This is a genomic window from Mycolicibacterium lacusdiani, from assembly GCF_021916785.1.
Taxonomy (GTDB): Bacteria; Actinomycetota; Actinomycetes; order Mycobacteriales; family Mycobacteriaceae; genus Mycobacterium; species Mycobacterium lacusdiani.
Window position 1 is genome coordinate 924868 of the sequence record NZ_JAKCFC010000001.1, and the last position, 20095, is coordinate 944962.

A 20095-nucleotide genomic window follows, 5' to 3' on the forward strand; every position below is an offset into this window, starting at 1 on the left:
CGCGGCGTGTCGCCCGCAGACACGCACGCTCGCGGGAAGAAGGGAGACGAAGAGGTCAGCCGGCAGCCATCGCGTCGCGCAGGCTCTTCGGCCGCAGGTCGGTCCAGTTCTCCTCGACGAAGGCCAGGCAGTCGGCCCGGGTGCTCTCGCCGAACACGACGCGCCAGCCGGCGGGAACGTCGGCGAAGACCGGCCACAGGCTGTGCTGCTCCTCGTCGTTGACCAGGACGTAGAAGCCTGCGTTCTCGTCGTCGAAGGGGTTGGTGCTCATCGAGTCTCCTCATCGAGTCGTGATCGGGCGAACGCGGCGATGGGCTGCGCCGCGGTGAGATCCGAGCCCAGGACGCGGTCGGACAGCATGCCAAGGCAACTCAGGTTCGGGAAGCCGGGCCCCTGGGTCAGCCCGGACAGGCCGGGCAGGAACAACTTCGGATGGACCCCGACGACGGCGAGGTCGTAGCCGATCGACTCCTGCAGCAGCTCACCGCTGAGCGGACCGCCCATCCCGAGTTCCAAGACGTCGAGCGCATCCTGGTCGAACAGCGGCAGGAACCACAGCGAGTCGGCACCCGATCCGTCGATGACGAGGTCGAAACCGTGCACGGTCTCGACGGCCTCGCCTGCGGTGTTGGTGCTGAGCGTCAACCGGATTCGGCCGTCGCGTGCCACGGCGTGTGCCACCCGCCCACGCAGGTGCCGGATCCGGTCGTCGGCCAGCAGCGCGTCCTGCACGCGCGCCGAGAACACGCCGCGGTCGGTGCGGGCCAGCGCGTCGCGCCGTTCGGCGAGCGTCAGGCTCGTCCAGCCGGTCGGGTCGGAGAACAGGGTGTTCTCGAAGAAGCTCTCCCCGCGGGTGAACAGGGTGACCGACGGCGAGATCACCGTGATCGTCGAAACCCGGTGCCGGAACAGCTCGTTGAGCATCGACGCGGCCGTCTCACCGCCACCGATGACGGCCACCCGCTCGGCGGAGATGCGTTCGTGCGAGGCGGCGTGGTGCCAGAACTGGGCGATCGACATGACCCGCGGGTTGCCGGGCAGCACCGACCGTTCGGCCTGCCCGGGCCCGGTGATGACCACCCCGTCGGCGCGCACGGTCGTCTCGGCGGTGTGCAGCGACCACCGCTCCCCGCCTTCCTCTGTCGAGACCGAGATCCGTTCCACCTCACCCCGAACGACGGGCATCCCGATGTCGTCGGCCACCCAGCGCAGGTACTGGCTCCACCGCCGGTGCGTGGGCGCCGGGCGGCCCCGGTCGATCCACTCGGCGAACTGCCCCGTGGCGACGAGGTAGGCCTGCCAGCTGTGCCGGGTCATCCGCTCGTCGAGTTCGCCGTTGCGGCGCGGGACCAGCGACGACCGGTACGGGAAGCCGACGTCCTTCTCGGGGCCGGTGCCCAACCTGTGGTTGCCGTCGGTCCAGCCGCCGCCGGACTGCCAGTTGGCGGCGACGCCCGACCGTTCGACGGCGATGAGGTCGGGTGCGTCGACGCCCATCGCGCGCAGCTCGGCGGCCTTCGCCGCGATGGCGACGGCCTTGGCACCCGCGCCGACGACGGCCAGGGTCTTGGGTTCGATCGTCATTCGGTCACCTCTCGCAGGGCGTCCAGCCACGACGTCTGCAGGATCGCGACATCGTCGGCGGACAGGATGTCGGGCAATGTGCGCCACTGGATTCCGAGTACCGGCCTGCCGTCCCGTTCCAGCACCGCGGCCATGAGCGTCAGCTCGTGGCGTACGGCGAGGTTGGGCTCCGGCAGGCGCGACGCATCGGTCAGCAGCGCGCGGTCGGATCGCAGGGCGTTGGCGGCGGCATCCTGGTGGAACCGTCCGAGGAAGTTCACCAGCACCTGCGGATCACGATGTGCGCCAAGCCGTTCGGCGGCGTCGGGGCGCAGGTAGCGCAGCAACCCGTAGTCGATGCCGTCGCCGGGAATGCACGCCAGCCGGGCCGCGACCGCTGCGGCGTCGGTGGCGTCGATCCGCATCGGGTAGATGGCGCTGAGCAGGCCGACGGTGTCGCCGGTGTCGACGACGTGGCCCGTGATGCCCTCGGACACGACGGCATCGGCGCGGCCGTGGGTCTCCAGCGCCAGCAGCGGTGGTGGTGTCGGCTGGCCGCGCCTCCGCCGCCACCGATCCACCATGCGTGCCGTCGCCGCGATCAACACCTCGGTGGTCGGCACGGGGCCGGCGAGCACCCGCTCGGTCAGGTCGGGGTCGGCGAGGGCCAGCGTGACCACGACGTCCGCCACCCGGTCGCGGTCGGGATCGACGCGCCGCGTGCCGAGATCGGGGTCGGGCCCCTCGACCTGCGCGGCCCAGAAGTCGACCGTCTCGAGCTTCATGGCGCGGTCGTGCAGCAGTCTCGACCAGGTTCCGAGCGGGGTGTGCTCGCGCGCAGGCACCGGCGTGCGCCCGGCAGTCACTGCGTGCCAACCGGTTTCGAGTTCGCCCAGCACGATCCGCCACGACGCGGGGTCGACGGCCAGCACGTGCGGGGTGAGCAGCAGCACGCCGGGGCCGCCGTCGGCCGGGCGCATCCACACCGCGTCGAGCATCACGCCGCGCCGGGGGTCGAGGCGTTCCACCGCGAGGCCGGTCTGCGTGGTGACCGCGGTCGGCATGTCGCCGGAGACGACGACCTCGGACAGCACGTCGCCGACGGGATGCGCGACCAGCGTCATGGTCTCGACGTCGAGGCGGCTGCGCAGCACGGCATGACCGTCGATCACGCTGCGCAGCATGGCGTCCAGGTGATCGCGGGTGACGCCCTCGGGCAGGCGGATCGCCTCCGACTGCGCCAGTCGGCGGGCATCGCCGTGGGCGAGCAGCCAGTGCCCGTTCGGCAGCAGCGGGATCGGTTCGCCGTCCTCGTCGAATGCCCGCTCGTGGTCGGCGGTGTCGGAGTCCATCGCCGCGGCCAGTTCGCGCACGGTCGAGCAGTCGAGCATCAGTCGCGCGCGCAAGCTCAAACCCCGCCGCCGCACCGCCTGCACGACCGACAGCGCAACGATGCTGTCGAGTCCCAGGTCGAGGAAGTCAGCCGTGACGTCCACCGTCGGCGCGTCCAGCATCTCGGCCAGCACCTCGGAAAGCACGGCCTCGGTGTCGGTGGCCGGCCCCTCGCTCTGATCGGGCCTGCGGATCGCGTCGATGGCCGCCAGCGCGGCGTCGTCGACCTTGCCGTGGCGGGTCAGCGGAATCTCGTCGACGACGTAGACATGGTGCGGCACCAGGTATCTCGGCAATGTCGCGGTCAACATCCGGCGCAGGTCGGCGGCGTCGGCCTTCGTCGCGACGTACGCGACGAGCCGGGGACCGCTGCGGTGCCGCCGCACGGCGACGTGCGCACCGCGGACGTCGGGATGCCGGTGCAGCGCCGCGGCGACCTCGCCGGGTTCCACCCTGAACCCACGGATCTTGACCTGGTCGTCGCTGCGGCCGAGGAACTGGATCGCAGCCGGCTCGGAGTCGGTGAGCCGCACCACGTCACCGGTGCGGTACATCCGTGCGCCCGGCCGGAACGGGTCGGCGACGAAGCGGCCCGCGGTCTCCGCGGCACGACCGAGGTAACCCCGGGTCAGCTGACCGCCGGTGAGGTACAGCTCCCCCGCCACGCCGTCGGGGACCGGTCGGAGCCAGGCGTCGAGCACGTAGGCGGTGGTCGAGTCCGTGGGTTGACCGATGCACGGGGCGGGATGGTCGGCGATCGCGGCGACGACGGCTTCGACCGTGGTCTCGGTGGGCCCGTAGCAGTTGTGGGCGGACATGCCCGTGCGCGCGCATTCGTCCTGGATCGCCCGCCAAGTGCCGGTGTCGATCGCCTCGCCGCCGAGCGCGAGGACGGCCAGCGGCACGGTCGACAGCAGACCGGCGGCGCGCAACTGGGTGAACATGGACGGCGTGGTGTCGATCATGTCGATCCGCTGGCGACCGATCTCCTCGACCAGTGACTCCGCGTCGCGCTGCACGTCGTCACCGACGATGTGCACCGCGTGCCCGTCGAGCAGCGCGGCGAGCGGCTGCCACGCCGCATCGAACGTGAACGACCAGGCGTGGGCGATGCGCAGCGGGCGGCCGAGCCACCGGGCAGCGGGAGCCACGACGTTGCGCACGTGGTCGGCGCCGTAGGACAGCAGGGCGGCGTGGGTTCCGATGACGCCCTTGGGCTTTCCCGTGGTTCCGGAGGTGAACACGACGTAGGCGCCCTGTCCGGGGCCGACGTCCGCGGGCCGGTAGGACGCCGGAGGTGTCGACGTCGCGGCGGCCACCACCGCGTCGTCGACGACGAGTGCGGCGCCCGTCTGCCCGACGATCTCGTCGACCCGATCGGCGGGCATCGAGGGGTCCAGCGGCACGATCATGCCGCCTGCCTTGAGCACGGCGAGCATGGCGACCACGTAGTCCGGACCCCGGCGCAGCAGGATCGGGACCGGCGTCTCGGTACCCACGCCACGCCGCACCAGATCGGCTGCGAGACGGTCGGCCGCGTCGTCGAGTTCGCGGTAGGTCAGTCGCCCGCCACTCCAGCTCAGCGCGGTCGTGTCCGGCCGCTCGGCAGCCACGGCGCCGACCGCGGTGTGGAACCCACCGAGCGGCGCCTCCAAGACGCCTGGCGTGTCATCGCGCACCTCGCCGTCGAGGGTGACGGCGACCTCGCGCAGCGGCCGGTCCCACGCGGCGAGGAGGCGCTCGACGACCGTGAGCACCCGCCTGCCAAGATCCTCGGGCCGCAGGGTTCCCAGTACGCCGTCGAGGGTCTCGACGAGCACGGTGAGCTTGCCGTGGGTGGGATGCGCGGCGATCGTCACTGGGAAGTGCGAGAGGCTCTCCAGCGCAGCAGGTTTGAGCACGGCACCGTGGAGCGGGAACTCGTCGCTGCCCCCCAGGCCGCCCGGCGGGAAGTTCTCGTAGACGAGCAACGTGTCGTACAGCTCGCCGATGCCGCCGAGGGTCCGAAGCTCGGTGTGGCTGAGGTAGCTGTGGTCGCGCAGTTCGGCGGCCTCGCGCTGCAGTGCCAGGCACTGCCGGCGCACCGTCTCGGCCGGGTCGACCCGCACACGCAGCGGCACGGTATTGATGAACAGGCCGACCATCGACTCGACGCCGCTCAGCTCGTCGGGGCGGCCCGACACGGTGACGCCGTAGACCACGTCGGTGCGGTCGGTGAACGTCGACAGTATTGCCGCCCAGGCCATTTGGAACAGCGTGTTGACCGTGACACCCTTGGCGCGGGCGGATTCGAGGATGGCGGTGGTGTCCAGCTCGTCGAGCGTGACCTCGGTGCGCTGCGGCAGGCCGGGTGTCGCCTCGCGACCCGACAGTGCAGGCGACAGCAGCGTCGGCCCGGTCAGGTCGGCGAGGTGGGTGCGCCACCGCACGCGGCTCGCCTCCTGGTCGCGTCCGGCCAGCCAGCCGATGTAGTCGCGGTAGGGCCGCGGTGCCTGCGGCAGCGCGTCGACGTCCCCACCCGCGCAGTACAGGGCGATGAGTTCGCCGACGAACACCGGCAGCGACCAGCCGTCGATCACGATGTGGTGGGCCACCACGACCAGACGCCAACGCAGACCGGGCTTCTCGACGAGCAGGAACCGAATGACCGGGCCCCTGCCCAAGTCGAAGGATCGGCGTCGTTCCTCGTCCTCCAGTGTGACGGCCTCGGCGGCGGACGCGACGACGTGTCGCCAGGGCAGTTCGACGGCCGAGGGTACGACGGCGACGGCCTTGCTGAGGTTGCCCTGGACGAAGCTGGAGCGCAGGTTGGGGTGCCGCACCAGAAGCTTCTCGGCGCAGTCGCGGAGCAGTTCCGGGTCGAGGGTGCCCTCGACGTCCGCGGCCATCGCGATGACGTACGGGTCGGCGCCGTCCTCGCGGTCGGTCAGCCCCGCCAGCGAGTAGAGCCCCTGCTGCAGGGGGCTCAGCGCCAGGACGTCCGCGATCGGACTCGCGGGGGGGCTCACTCCTGGCCCCATCCGGCCGTCAGCGCCGCCAGTTCGTCGGCCGACAGACCGGACGCGGCCATCGGCGCGTGGTGCGTGTCGGCGGTCGTGACGGAGCCGCTGCCTGCCTTGGCATCGACGGCGGCGGCGAGTTTGGCCAGTTCTGGGTGCTCGAACACCATGCGCGCGGTGAGCGGCACACCGGTGTCGCGCGCCCGGGCCGCCAGCTGCACGGCGAGGATGCTGTCACCGCCGAGGGTGAAGAAGTCGTCGTGGCGACCGACTGCCGCACAACCGAGCACGTCGACCAGCATCACGGCGAGCGCGCGTTCGGTGTCCGTGCGGGCCGGTTCGGTCGACGTCACCGCGCGGAAGACCGGGCGGCTCAACGATTCCGGGGCCAGGTCGTCGACCACGGTGATCGCGGGCGGAACCAGGCCCTCGGGCAGCGCCGCGGTGACGGCGTCGGCGAACCGACTGCGCTCGGCCGCGTCGGTGATGTGCTCGCGTGGCACGACGTATCCGGCGAGTCGAGTGCCGACCCGAGCGGGCCAGTGCCGGGTGGCTGCGGCCGCCACGCCGTCGACCGCTTCGAGCGCGGCCTGCAGTCGGTGATCCACGGCGTCGACGACGTCGAGCCTGCCGTCGTCGGTCCACCGGGCGCGCTCACCGGTCCGGTATAGCCTCGCCCCACCGTCGAACGGGTTCGCCACGAAACGCGACGTGCTCGCGACGTTGCCTGCCGACTCCGCATGCCGATGCGCGTCGTCGACCGCCCCGCCCGCGTAGTAGACGTCGCCGATGACGCCGACGCCGGTCGGTTCCAGCCACTGGTCGAGCACGTACACGTGGGTGGCGTTCGCGGCGTGCGTCGACCCCTCCGGCGCAACGGCCCGCAGGCTCCACTCGCCGACGATGCGGCGTCGCTCGCCCGGGTCGACGACGATGACGTCGCGCAGCGTCTGCGAGGCGTCGCTGGCGAACGCGTCGAGGACCTGGTGCAGGGAGGCGACCAGCCGTTCGGCGGTGCCGCGCTCGTAGAGTTCGGTGCGGTAGATGACGGTGCCTTGGTAGCCCGCGCCGGCCGTGGCGAAGAAGTTCACCGACAGGTCGGCGTGCGCGACGTCGAAGGTCGGCTCCACTGCGGTGAAACGCGTTTCGCCGTCGGGACTCGATTTGCTTCCCGGGTCGCTGCGCTCCTGCCCTCCGCCGTCGATGACCATGTCGGCAGGCAGTTCCTCGCGCACGTGGACCACGACGCCGAACAGCGGGTTGCGCGACAGCGACCGCACGGGGGCGACGGCGTCGACGACCCGGTCGAACGGCAGGTCCTGGTGCGCGTACGCACCCAGCGCCATCTCCCGTGACCGCCGCAGCACCTCGCGCAGCGTCGGGTTGCCCGACAGGTCGTTGCGCAGGACGACGATGTTGATGAAGAACCCGATCAGCTGGTCGAGCTGCGGTTCGGTGCGACCGGCGACGGGGGTGCCGAGCGGGATGTCGACGCCCTCCCCCGCCGCGTGTAGCGCCACGGCCACCGCGGCCTGCAGCAGCATGAACTCGGTGACGCCGAGTTCGCGGGTCAGCTCGACCAGCCGGGCGCGCGTGGAGCCGTCGACGTCGAAGGCCAGTGCGTCACCGCCACCCGACGGCACGGGCGGACGCGGGAAGTCGGGGCGCAGCCCGTTCTCCTCGGGCAGGTCGGCGAGCTGTGCGATCCAGTACTCGCGCTGCGCGGCGACGGCTGCTCCCGCCGAGCCCTCCTCGGTGAGCAGTTGGTTCTGCCAGGCGGCGAAGTCGGCGTACTGCACGGGCAGCGGGTCCAGCGCCGTGCTGGTCTGCCCGCCTCGCCGCGCCCGGTAGGCCGTGAGCACGTCGGTGAACAGCACTCCGGCCGACCAGTGGTCGGCGGCGATGTGGTGCACGACGATCGAGAGCACGTGGTAGTCGGGCGTGGACAGCACGGCCGCGCGGATGGGCCAGTCGGTCTCCAGCTCGAAGCAGTACTTGCGCTCGGCGTCGAGTTCGCGTCGGAGCCACTCGTCGCCGTCGCCACGGGCTCGCCGCACCCGCAGCGGTGCCGCCGGGTTGATCACCTGGTGTGGCGCGCCGTCGATCTCGCGGTAGGTGGTGCGCAGGATCTCGTGCCGTTCGACGACGTCGTCGATCGCGGCGACGAGCGCCTCGACGTCGCTGGGTCCGGTGACGCGGGCGGCGAACGGGATGTTGTTGACGGGGTTCGGCCCGTCGATGCGGAACTGGAACCACTGCCGCAGCTGAGCCGCCGACATCTGCATCGGCCCGTCGTGCGGGATGGCGACGATGCCGGGTCGTCCCGACGCGCCACCCGTGGCGATCAGCTCGTCGACGTGGCGGGCGAGGCCGGACACCGTCGCGTGTTCGAACACGTTTTGGACGCCGACGTCGACGCCGCACCGGGAGCGCACCGCTGCAACGAGTTTCGTGGCCAGCAACGAGTGCCCGCCGAGATCGAAGAACGAGTCGTCCGCACCGACCTGGTCGCGATCGAGCAGCTCGGCGAAGAGTTCGGCGATGCGGCGCTCGGTGTCGGTGGCCGGTTCGCGGTACTCGGTGGCCGATCCGATTTCGGGCTCGGGCAGCGCTCGACGGTCGATCTTGCCGTGCGCGGTGATCGGGATCTCGTCGATCGCCACGTAGGCCGCCGGAATCATGTACTCCGGCAGGGCCGCGGCCACCCGGGCCCGGATCCGGTCGATCTCCACTATCTCGGCGTCGGCGGCCGGTGTCACGTAGGCGACGAGGCTCTTGCCGAGCGTCGGCAGATCGCTGACGAGGACCACGGCCTGGCCCACCGACGGGTCGACGGAGATGGCCGCGGCCACCTCGCCGAGTTCGATGCGGAAGCCACGGATCTTGACCTGCTCGTCGGCGCGGCCGACGAATTCGACGTCGCCGTCGGCGTTTCGGCGCGCGAGGTCACCCGAGCGGTACATCCGCGCACCGGGGTTGAACGGGTCGGCGACGAAGCGTTCGGCGGTGAGACCGGGCCGGCCGTGGTAGCCGTGGGCTACGTGGCTGCCGCCGATGTAGATCTCGCCGATGACGCCCACCGGGACGGGTTGCAGTGCGTCGTCGAGCAGGTGGATGTGGGTGTTGATCTTCGGGGTGCCGATGGGCACGATCCTGGCGCCCTGGGTGCCCTCGACCTTGTACCGGGTGCAGTTGAGCACGGTCTCGGTGGGGCCGTAGAAGTTGTGCAGCAGCGAGTCGAACGTGGCGTGGAACTTGTCGGCGATCTCGCCGGGCAGCGCCTCACCGCCGATGGGCACGCGCTGCAGGGTGCGCCATTCGTTCACGCCGGGCAGTGACAGGAACAGGCCGAGCAGGGACGGCACGAAGTGCATCGAGGTGATGCCCTCGTCGCGCAGTAGGTCGGTCAGGTAGCCGATGTCGCCGAGGCCGCCCGGGCGCGGGATGACCAGCCGCGCACCGGCTGCGAGCATGCCGAAGATCTCGCCGATCGACACGTCGAAGCTCTGCGACGCCACCTGCAGCAGGCGGTCGTCCTGCGACACCGCGTAGTCCTCGCCGAACCACACGAAGTACTCGGCGATCGGACGGTGCGGAACCGGCACGCCCTTGGGCAGTCCGGTCGACCCGGACGTGTAGATCAGGTACGCGGTGTTGTCGGGCAGCAGCGGGCGCACCCGGCCGGCGTCGGTCGGGTCGGACGCCGGGTAGTCGTCCAGGCCGGTCACGGCGTCGCGCAGTACGAGTTTGGGGTCGGAGTCGGCGAGGATGTAGTTCAGCCGGTCCTCGGGGTAGGTCGGATCGACCGGCAGGTACACCGCACCGGCCTTGACGACGCCCAACGCCGTGATCACGAGTTCCGGTGACTTCTCCAGCAGTACCGCCACCCGGTCCTCGGTACCGATGCCCTGGCTGATCAGCCAGTGCGCCAGCCGGTTCGAGGCCTCGTTGAGTTCGCGGTAGGTGTAGTGCCTGCCCTCGAAGACGATCGCGACGTTGTCGGGTGTCCGGGCAGCCTGCGCCGTGACCAGATCGGTCAGCGTGGTCGCGGACGTCTCGAAGTGCTCCCCTGTCGCGACCGCGTGCATCCACTCGGAGTCCTGCGCGGAGAACAGCCGCAGCCGTGACAGCGGCGTCGAGGGTGCGGCGAGCGCGTCGTCGAGCAGCACCGCGAAGTGGCGCAGCATCTGGGCGGCCAGCCCGGCGTCGAGCACCTCGGTGAGGTGTTCGGCTTCCACCACCGCGCCGTCGGCGTCGAGTTCGATCATGAAGCCAAGGGGCAGTTGGGTGATGTGCCCTCGCAATTCGGCGCGCTCGCTGTGGACGCCGTCGGGGCTGAACCCGCCGCCGTCGGGCTCGCGGAACCCGAAGCTGACCCTGGTCATTCGCTCGGCACCGTGGCGCCGGTCGGGGTTCAGTTCGCGCACCACGCGGTCGAGGTTGACCCGCTGGTGGGCGAACGCACCGAGCGCGGTGTCACGCGTCGCGTCCACGAGGTCGCGGAAGCTCTCGCGTCCGGTCGGCCGCAGCCGCATCGCCACGGTGTTGCCGTAGTAGCCGATGGTCTCGTCGGTGTCGCGGTTGAGGACTGGCGTCGCGACGAGGAAGTCGTCGGCGTGGGTGTAGCGGTGGACGAGCGCGCCGAATGCGGCCAGCAGCACCATGTAGGGCGTGGCGCCGGTGTCGCGGGCGAAGTCGGCGACCTTGCCGACGGTCTCGGCGGACAGCCGCAGGGTGCTGCGCTGGGATCGGAAGCTGATCGGGACGGCAGATCCGTTGGGGCCGGGGAGTTCCAGCGGCTCGGGCGGGGCGGCCATCACCGCTCGCCAGTAGTCGATGTCGTCGGCGGCCGTGTCGTCCGGTGTCGCGACCCGCCGCGGCGTCGGCCGCAGCGTCTCGCCGGAGTAGGCGCGGGTGAGGTCGGGGAAGAACACGCCCCACGACCCGTCGTCCCACGCGATGTGGTGCGCGACGAGCAGCATGACGTGCTCGGCCGCGGCGGTCCGGATCAGCGTGATGCGCAGTGGCGCATCGGTGGTCAGGTCGAACGGCGCGCCGAACTCGCGCTGCGCGAGCACCTCGAGCCTCAGTGCGCGGGCCCGTTCGGACTTGTCCGACAGGTCGTGCACCGCCCAGCCGGGGGTGAGGTCGTCGTGCACGGTGGCACGCGGCTCGCCGTTCTCGTCGGCGCGGTAGGTCGTCCGCAGGATGGGGTGCCGCCGGGCCACGGCGTCGAGGGCGTCGTGCAGCCGCTGCGCGTCGAGTGCGCCGGTCAACCGGTAGGACAGGCAGATGTTGAGCAGGACGCCGCTCGGCTCGGCGGCCTGCACGAACCACATCCGGCGCTGGCCGTCCGACAGCGCGGTCGGGTCGACGGCGGCGGCCTGCGACGCACCGGACGCGCCTGCCAGTCCGCGCTCGGCGAGCTTGCGGCGCATCAACTCCAGCCTGGAGTCGCTACCGGTGCGGGTGCCGTCTGCGATGTCAGTCACGAATGAGCGCCTTCTGGTCGGGTCGGTTCAGGTGTTCGATCAATTCGGCTGCGGTTGCGCCGCCGAGAATCGTGGCCAGCGGGACCGTTCGCCCGGTGGCCTTCTTGAGCTTCTTCCTCAGGTCGAGCGCCAGGAGCGAGTCGACGCCGAGGTCGAGCAGGGACGCGTCGAGGTCGATGCCGCCCGCATCGGCCAGGCTCAGCACCGAACCGAGGGCGAGGCGCATGGTGTCGGTCGCATCGAGACCGCCCGGGACGTCGGCGCCCTCGGCGGACGGTGCCGCGGCTGCGGCGGTGTCGGCGTGACCGAGGAAGGCGCGCAGCCGGTTCGGGTCCGCCGAGAACACCAGCGGGTCGTCGGCGTGATCGCGCAGGCTCTCCTCGACGGCACGGTCCGGGGACATGGCCAGCAGCCCCGAGCGTTGGACGCGGGCGATCTCGTCGGCGTCGATGATGCCGGTGTCCTGCCACAGCCCCCATCGCACGGCGGTGCAGTGCCGTCCCCGGGCGCGTAGGTGGACGGCCATGACGTCGAGCAGCCGGTTGGCGGCGGAGTAGGCGGCATGCCCGCGGCCGCCCCAGAGTCCGGACACGGAGGAGCACAGCAGGATTCGCGCGTCGGCGCGCAGTGGCCACTCGTCGACGAGGTGGCCGAGACCGGCGACCTTGGCGCCGAACGTGTCGCGCACGCCTGCCGTCGTCAGGTCGCGGTGCGATGCGATGACGGCAGCACCAGCGGCGTGGACGACCAGTGTCGCGCCGTCACCGCCGAACTCGGCTGCCGTGGCGGCGAGGCCGGCCCGGTCGGTGACGTCGCACGGTGGTGCCAGGATCTCGGTGCCGTGGGTCGTGGTGAGACGGCGCAGCACTGCGGTGTCGGCGCCGCCGCGGCTCAGCAGCACGATGCGGCGTGCGCCACATTCGGCGAGCGCCCGCGCATAGTGCAGTCCGATGGCGCCGCCGCCGCCGGTGATGACCACCTCGTCGAGGACCCCGGAGTCCGCCGACCACGATGGCGCGGCGGGCGCGTCGCGCGTCGACCGCTGGTGTGCCACCGGTGCGGAGCCCACATTGCGGATGGCGACGACGTCACCGTCGCCGAGCAGTGCCGTCGCCAGCGCGTCCGCCGAGACGTCGTGGTCGTCGGCCAGATCGAGGTGCCGGAACCAGTGGTCGGGGTATTCGAGACCGATGCTGCGGTGCATCGACGCCAAGGCGGCTGGGAAGGGCAGCGGCGCCGGGTCGGCCGCGCCGACGCGTTCAGCACCCACGGTGACCAGCCACACGTCGCGGTGGGTCGGGGTGACGGCATCGACATAGCTCAGCAGGCCGCGCTCCCAGCGGTCGGCGAGATCGCCTGCCGCCGCGACGGCGTCGTCCTGCGCGACGTGGTCGGCGACGACGACGAGGACGTCCGCGGCGACGAGGTGGGCCTGCCGTACTCCGTCGGCGCGGTCGACGGCCGTGCGCAGCGCGCCGGCGAGCGGTTGGTCTCCCCCGGCGTCGAGGACGGCGACGCGGCGCACGGCGCCGACTGTGGCGGCCGGGACCGGCTGCCACTGCTCGACGGCGACGGTGATGCCGGCGATCGGCGGGAGCGGTTCCGGGGTGGCCCAGTGCCGGTCTGCCCGCATCGGGGCGAACGGAAAGTCGCGCAGCGGTTTCCGCGATCCATCGATCGGAACCGTCCAGCGGTGACTCACGTCCGCGGCGGCCACTGCCGCGATGTTGGCCGACAGGCAGTCGGTGACGTCCTCGTCGCGCCGGCCGGAGCCGACCATCGTGACGGTGCCCTCGGCCACGTCGGGCAGATCGTCGAGCACGTCGCCCATGGCGAACAGCAGTGCGGGGTGAGCCGACATCTCGACGAAGGTGCGCGCTCCCCTGTCGACGGCTGCGGCGACGGCACGGTCGAATCGGACGGTGGACCGCAGGTTGCCGTACCAATAGTCGCCAAACGGGGTGCCCGGCGGCACGACGTCGGCCGTCGCCGATCCGATGAATTGAATCGGCGTGTCGAGGAACTCGCCACCGGGTAACAGGTCGTCGAGTTCGGAGCGCATCGGGTCCAGCGCGGTGGTGTGCGCGGGAAACCACATCTCGATCGGCTTGGCGAACGATCCGTGTTCGCTCACGGTGCGGACCGCGGCGGCGACGGCGTCACCGTCGCCGGACACCGCGACCGACGACTTCGAGTTCACGACCGACAGCTCCAGCCAACCCGGGGTGTGCGCGATGACGTCGCGGGCCTCGTCCTCGGTGATCCCGAGGACGGCGACGCGGTAGGGGCCGGTCAGCCGGTCGAGCAGGGTGGCACGCGCGATCACGACGCCGACGGCGACGGGGAGGGTGATCGCGCCCGCGACGTAGGCGGCGCCGATCTCGCCGAGGCTGTGGCCGACGGTGACGTCGGGCAGCACGCCTGCCGATCGCCAGACGCGCGCCAGCGCCACCCCGTGGACGAACTGCGCGCCCTGGATCTGGATCTGGCTGAAGTCGTTGGTCCGGGCACCCGGCTCGGCCAGCAGGTAGTCCAGCGGTGATGCCGCGCCGGCCGCGGAGAACACCGCCGCGCACGCGTCGACCTCGGCCCGGTATTCGGGCAGGCGGTCGTAGGCAGCGGCGCCCATCGACGGCCACTGACTGCCCTGCCCGGGGAAGACGAAGGCGACGCGGGGATTGCCCGCCTGGGCGGCGGGCGCCGTCGCCCTGGTGATCAGTGGATGATCGTCGCCCACCGCGAGGGCCGTGAGACCCGCGCGCAATTCGTCGACGTGGGCGGCGCGGATCACGGCCCGGTGGCGGCGCAGGCGACGGGTGCGGAGCAGTGTCGACGCGACGTCCGCCACCTCGGTGGCCGGGCGGCGGTCGAGGTAGGTGAGGATCGCCGCGGCGTCGGTGGCGACGAGGCCCTCGGCGTGGGCGCTCAGCAGGACCGGGGTGCGCCCATCGGGCAGCAGGGTGCCGACCATCAGGCGGCCTCCCCGTCGGGGCTCTGGTGATCGGGCATCGACACCACGACGTGGGCGTTGGTTCCGCTCATGCCGAACGCCGACACCGCCGCGATGCGGCTGCCGTCGGTCGCGGGCCACGGCGTCCGCTTGGTGGCCAGGCGCAGACCTTGGGAATCCCAGTCGATCTCGCGGCTGGCCTCGTCGACGTGCAGGGTCGCCGGAACGGCTCCATGGCGCGCTGCGACGAGCACCTTGGCCAGGCCGAGCCCGCCGGCTGCCGCCTGCGCGTGGCCGAAGTTCGACTTGACCGACCCGAGCAGCGCGCCGGCACCCGCTGCGGTGGCACCGTACGTCTGGGCCAGAGAGCGCAGCTCGGTGCGGTCACCGAGGCGGGTGCCGGTGCCGTGGCCCTCGATCATGCCCACGTCCTGCGGGCGCACACCTGCGGTGTCGATGGCCTTGCCGAACAGCCGGGCCTGCGCCGTACCACTCGGTGCGGTGAGGCCCACGGTGCGACCATCCTGGTTCACGGTCGAGGCCAGGACCTCCGCGAGGACGTGCCGCCCATCGGCCAGTGCACGGGATCGCCGCTGCAGCAGGAACATCGCTGCCCCCTCGGCCCAGACCGTGCCGCTCGCGAGCGCACTGTATGGGCGGCAGCGGCCGTCGTCGGACAGCGCGTGCTGCTTGGAGAACTCGACGAAGTATCCCGGTGTGCCCATCACGCAGACGCCACCGGTCAGGGCCAGGTCGCAGTCCCCCGACCGGATGGCCTGGGCGGCCATGTGGAAGGCGGTCAGCGCCGAGGAGCACGAGGTGTCGATGGTCATCGCAGGGCCCGCGAGGTCCAGCGTGTAGGCGATGCGTCCGGAGATGACGCCCAGCGACGTGCCGGTGATCAGATGCCCGCTGTGGTTGGAGTACTCGGCCAACTCCGGGCCGTACTCCAGGTAGGACGCGCCGACGTAGCAGCCGACGTCGTGTCCTGCGACGTCGTCGGGGTTGATGCCGCTGTTCTCCAGAGCCCGCCACGCGAGCCGCAACGCCACCCGCTGCTGCGGGTCCATCGCCACCGCCTCGCGCGGGGAGATGCTGAAGAAGGCCGAGTCGAATGCCGCTGCGTCGTCGAGGAATCCGCCCAGGTCGTGAATCGGCTTGAACCCGTCGCGCCGGGAACCGTCGAGCAGGTCGCGGACGGCCCAGCCGCGGTCGGTCGGGAAGCACCCGAGGGCTTCGCGTTGCTCCGAGAGCAGTGACCAGTAGGAGTCGGCGTCGGTGACGCCGCCGGGCGCCTCGATCGCCATGCCCACGATCACCACCGGATCGTCAGACGTCATTGACCAGCTCCGCCACCTCTGCGGTGTGGTCGTTGACGAAGAAGTGTCCGCCGTCGAACATCGACAGCGTGAACGCGCCCGTGGTGTGGGTCTCCCAGCGGCGCAACATGTCCACGCTGACGCGGTGGTCCCGGTCGCCGCCGAGGGTGTGGATGTCCGCGGCGATCGTCGCGCCGGCATCGCACGCGTACCGGTTGAACGCCGAGTAGTCGGCGCGCACCGCCATCAGGAGCAGTTCGACGAAGTCGTCGTCGTCGAGCAGCCGGGGGTCGGTGCCGCCCAGATCGACCATCTCGGCGATGATCTCGCTCTGCGCCATCGGCAGATCGGGTGCCGCGGCAACCGTCGAGGGCGCCTCGCTCGCCGACACCCACAGCGCGTCGATCTCGACGCCTTCGCGTTCGGCGACGCGGGCGAACTCGAACGCGACCACCGCACCCATGCAGTGCCCGAACAGCCGGATGGAACCCAGCGCGGCCCAGTCCCCCGCGTCGAAGAGGTCGCGTGCCAGGTCGCCAACGGTCGCGGGAGCGGGCTGCGACAGGCGGTCGCCGCGCTGCGGGTACTGCATCACGTAGGCGTCGCTGCCTGCCTTCGCAAGTGCGGTACCCAGTGACCGGTAGGCCAGTGCCGCCCCGCCCGCGTGCGGGAACACCAGCGTCGCGGGTCCGCCATCGGCCGGGTACCGCTTGACCCACGGCTTGACGACGAGTGACCGGGCGTCGGTCATGACTGGGTCTGCACGGCGGCCCGCTCCAACTCGGACACCACTTCGGCGTTGTCCATGTCGGAGATCTCGAGGTACAGCTCGGCGACCTGTTCGAGTCGGTCGCTGCCTGCCTCCCGAGCGGTCAGGCGGCCGGCCAGTGCCTCGACCGTCCGCGTCGCGAAGACGTCGGGCACCATGACGGTCGGCGTGTCCAGCCAGTCGCGGATGCGTGCCACCGTCGCGGTCGCGAGCACCGAGTCGCCGCCGAGTGCGAAGAAGTCGTCGTCCAGCCCGATTCCGGAGCCGGCGTCGTCGCGGCCGAGCACCTCGCCGATGATGGCGGCCAAGGCCCGCTGCAGCGCGGTCGACGGCGCGCGGTAGCTGCGTTCGGCGGGCACGCCGGCCTCGGCCAGCCACTGCGCGATGCCCCTGCGGTCGATCTTGCCGTTGTAGAACGGGATTCGGTCGGTGGGGACCAGCAGTTGCGGAACCATGTGCGGCGGCAGGATGTCGGCCACCCGCGCGGCGACGGTCTCGGTGTCGACGGCCGGGTCGTCGATGCGGACCATGGCGCCAAGGAGGTCGCGCCCACGGCCGGAGGCGCCGGCGGGTACGACTGCCGCCACGGCAGCCGCGACGCCGTCCACGCGCGACAGTGCAGCCTCGACCTCGCCGAGTTCGATGCGGTACCCGCTGAGCTTGACCCGGTGGTCGGCGCGTCCGACGAATTCGAGTGTGCCGTCCGGCCGGTAGCGCACCAGGTCACCCGAGCGGTACCAGGTGCTCCCGTCGTACTCGACGAACTTCTCTGCGGTCAGGTCGGGCCTGCCGCGATATCCGCGGGCGATCCCACGGCCCGAGAACCAGAGTTCGCCGGGCACCCAGTCCGGGCAGTCCTCGCCGTTGACGTTCACGACGCGGCAGGCGTTGTTCGGGAACGGCACGCCGTAGGGCACCGAGGTCCAGGTGGCGGGCAGGTCGCGGTCGAGGTCGTCGCCGACCTCGTAGATGGTGCCGTGCACCGCGGTCTCGGTGGCGCCACCGAGGCCGGCGAACCGCACGCCGGGCACGCGTTTGCGCAACGCGCGCACCATGTCCGGGCGCACCCAGTCACCGCCGGCAAGGACCACCCGCAGCGACGCCAGGGATCCCGCAACCTCGGTGAGCATCTCCAGCCAGCCGGGCAGGAAGTTCACGACCGAGACGCGGTGTTCGTCGATGAGGAGAGCCCACGAGTCGGGGTCCCGGCGCTGGTCCTCGTCGACCACGACGACGGCGCCGCCCGCCCGCAGGGTGCCGAAGACGTCGGGCACCGACATGTCGGATTCGAGGTGCGACAGCGCCAACGCGCGGTCGTCCGGTCCGATCTCGAAGTGGCGGTAGAGGAATTCGAGGGTGTTCATCACGGCGCCGTGCGTCAGCTCGACGCCCTTGGGCTCGCCGGTGGAGCCGGAGGTGAACAGCACGTACGCGAGGTCCTTCGGCGCGGCCGCCGTCGGCTCGAGATGGGCGGGGTCACCGACGATCTCGGCGTCGGCCACGGTGAGGGCAGGCACCCCGCAGACGTCGAGCACGTCGGGTAGCTCGGTGCCGGTGACGAGTGCGAACTCGACGCCGCCGGTGTCGAGGATCCGGGCCGTGCGTTCGGCGGGCTGGTCGACGCCGATCGGCAGGTAAGCCGCACCGGCGGTCAGGATCGCCAGCAGGGCGGGAATCTGCTCGGGGTTCTTGGGGCCCAGCACCGCGACGACGTCACCGCGGTGCACGCCACGCGACTGCAGTGCGGCCGCGATGGACAGCACCTGGTCCTTCAACTCTCCGTAGGTCAGCGTGCCTGCGCTACCGATGACCGCGATCGCGTCGGGTGTGCGTTCGGCGTTGCGGAAGAACCCGTCGACCAGGTTGTCTCCGCTCGCCGGCGCCGCGGTGGCGTTGGCGGCGCTGCGGACGGCGCGCGACTCCTCGGACACGGCGGGCGGATCGGCCGTGTCCCATGCGGCGTCATCGGTGGCCAGCCTGCGCAGTTCGGCCACCTGGTAGGCGAACATCGCCTCGGGGACACCCGGCGGGAACGCCTCGACGCGGACGTCCCAGTTGATCATCAGGCCGTTCGCGAGCGGCGTGGCCTGCGCGTCGAGCAGCACCTGCGGGCCCTGCGAGATCGTCCACACGGGCTCGCCGAACTGGTCGGTGACGTCACCGGCGAACAGGTCGCCGAGCCCGAGCGCGCTGGTGTAGACGATGGTGGCCAGCGTCTGCGTGCCGCGGTGGCGGCTCACGTCGCGCAGCACGGTCAGCCCCGACACGGCAGAATGCTTGGCGGTCTCGTGCAGGACCTCCTGCACCGCGCGGGCACGCTCGGCGGCCGTGGTGGTTCCGGTGAGGTCGATGTCGAGCATGAGCGACGACGTGAAGTCGCCGACCAGCTTGTCGACGTCGGGGTGGTAGGGCTCGCGGCCGAACATCGGCAGGTTGAGCAGGAACCGCGAACTGGTCGACCAGTGCGCCAACGCATTCGCATACGACGCCGCGACGGCCATCGCCGGCGTGAGGCCGCGGCGGTGTGCCGCGGCGAACAGGGCATCGCGGGTGGGGACGTCGAATACGTGCCACAACCGGATGTTGCGCAGCGGGTTCGCCTGCTCGTCGCGCGGAACCACCGGCAGCGCAGGCGGTTCCGGCAGATCCGGCACGCGCTCGGCCCACCATTGGAGGTCGTCCTCGGACGGCGGTGGCGTCGTGGCGGTCAGCGCGGCACGGTATTCGCGGTAGGTGTAGCCGAGTTCGGGCAGATCGGCGCCACGGTAGAGCGCGGCGAGGTCGGCCATGAAGTTGCGGTAGCTGACCGCGTCGGCGGCCTGCATGTCCATGTCGACGTGCAGCCGCGTGCCGCCGCCGGGCAGCAGCGACAGCGAGATCTCCAGCACGGCGTCGTCGAGCAGCTGATGCGACTTCGCGTCCCTGGTGGCCTCGAGTCGCTGCTGCGCGGTTTCGTCGTCGAGGTCGCGCAGGTCGAACACTGTGACCGGGAGTCCGCGGTCGCTGATCCGCTGGGTGCCGTCGGGCAGGATCTCCTGGCGCAACATGGGATGGCGCGCAGCGAGTTTCGCTGCCGCCGTGCGCAACCGCTCCGGGTCGACGCCGGTGCCGTCGAACTCCACGTAGAGGTGCGCTGCCACGCCGCCGAGTTCCTGCTCGCCGTGCCTGCCGACCCACATCGCGTGCTGGATCGGTGCCAGCGGGAACGGCGCGCCGGGGTCGTCGTCGGATGCCGAATCATGCTCGTTGACAGCAGGTTCGGTGGCGGTGAGGTGGTCGGCGTGCTCGGCGACCAGATCGACCCACGCCTCGACGGTCGGGCTGGCGGCAAGCGCCGCGAATCCGACGTTGATGCCCTGCTTCCGCCATCGTCCGGACAGCGACATCATGCGGATGGAGTCCAGGCCCGAAGCGATCAGGTCGGCAGTGGGGTCGAGCGCCTCGGGCGAGACGCCGAGCAACTCGGCGACCTCGTCGCCCACGGTCTGCGGAGTCGTCGCAGCAACACCCACTGTGGTCCCTCCAAGTATTAGTAAAGGCTGCCCTAACTTTGAGGAGGCTACCCTATTGTCCATCCGGTCAACACTCCTACCCGAAGGGCTCGGCTGCGC

General features: G+C 71.2%; 8 protein-coding genes. All 8 read right to left on the reverse strand.

What is annotated here, in order from left to right; translation table 11 throughout:
- Window positions 1–55: 55 nt before the first annotated feature.
- The 8 genes from LOK44_RS04530 to LOK44_RS04565 are packed head-to-tail and all read right to left on the reverse strand — an operon-like array spanning window position 56 to window position 19996.
- Window positions 56–271 carry an MbtH family protein gene (locus LOK44_RS04530; protein WP_237568821.1) on the reverse strand — a complete coding sequence of 72 codons (216 nt, stop codon included), beginning with the start codon at window positions 269–271 and terminating at the stop codon, window positions 56–58.
- Complete coding sequence (gene mbtG, locus LOK44_RS04535) at window positions 268–1584, reverse strand: NADPH-dependent L-lysine N(6)-monooxygenase MbtG (RefSeq protein WP_237568822.1); 1317 nt, start codon at window positions 1582–1584, stop codon at window positions 268–270. The genes LOK44_RS04530 and mbtG overlap by 4 nt, the downstream gene beginning before the upstream one ends.
- Entirely contained in the window at window positions 1581–5975 is a 4395-nt protein-coding gene (locus tag LOK44_RS04540; RefSeq protein WP_372481169.1) for a non-ribosomal peptide synthetase, read from the reverse strand. The genes mbtG and LOK44_RS04540 overlap by 4 nt, the downstream gene beginning before the upstream one ends.
- Complete coding sequence (locus tag LOK44_RS04545) at window positions 5960–11446, reverse strand: non-ribosomal peptide synthetase (RefSeq protein ID WP_372481170.1); 5487 nt, start codon at window positions 11444–11446, stop codon at window positions 5960–5962. The genes LOK44_RS04540 and LOK44_RS04545 overlap by 16 nt, the downstream gene beginning before the upstream one ends.
- Window positions 11439–14417 carry a mycobactin polyketide synthase MbtD gene (gene mbtD / locus LOK44_RS04550; RefSeq protein WP_237568824.1) on the reverse strand — a complete coding sequence of 993 codons (2979 nt, stop codon included), beginning with the start codon at window positions 14415–14417 and terminating at the stop codon, window positions 11439–11441. Before mbtD ends, LOK44_RS04545 begins: the two co-directional genes overlap by 8 nt.
- On the reverse strand, window positions 14417–15736 hold the full coding sequence (locus LOK44_RS04555) for a beta-ketoacyl [acyl carrier protein] synthase domain-containing protein (RefSeq protein ID WP_237568825.1): 1320 nt from the start codon (window positions 15734–15736) through the stop codon (window positions 14417–14419). The genes mbtD and LOK44_RS04555 overlap by 1 nt, the downstream gene beginning before the upstream one ends.
- Complete coding sequence (locus LOK44_RS04560; RefSeq protein ID WP_237568826.1) at window positions 15726–16466, reverse strand: thioesterase II family protein; 741 nt, start codon at window positions 16464–16466, stop codon at window positions 15726–15728. Before LOK44_RS04560 ends, LOK44_RS04555 begins: the two co-directional genes overlap by 11 nt.
- Complete coding sequence (locus LOK44_RS04565) at window positions 16463–19996, reverse strand: non-ribosomal peptide synthetase (protein ID WP_237568827.1); 3534 nt, start codon at window positions 19994–19996, stop codon at window positions 16463–16465. Before LOK44_RS04565 ends, LOK44_RS04560 begins: the two co-directional genes overlap by 4 nt.
- Window positions 19997–20095: the final 99 nt, after the last annotated feature.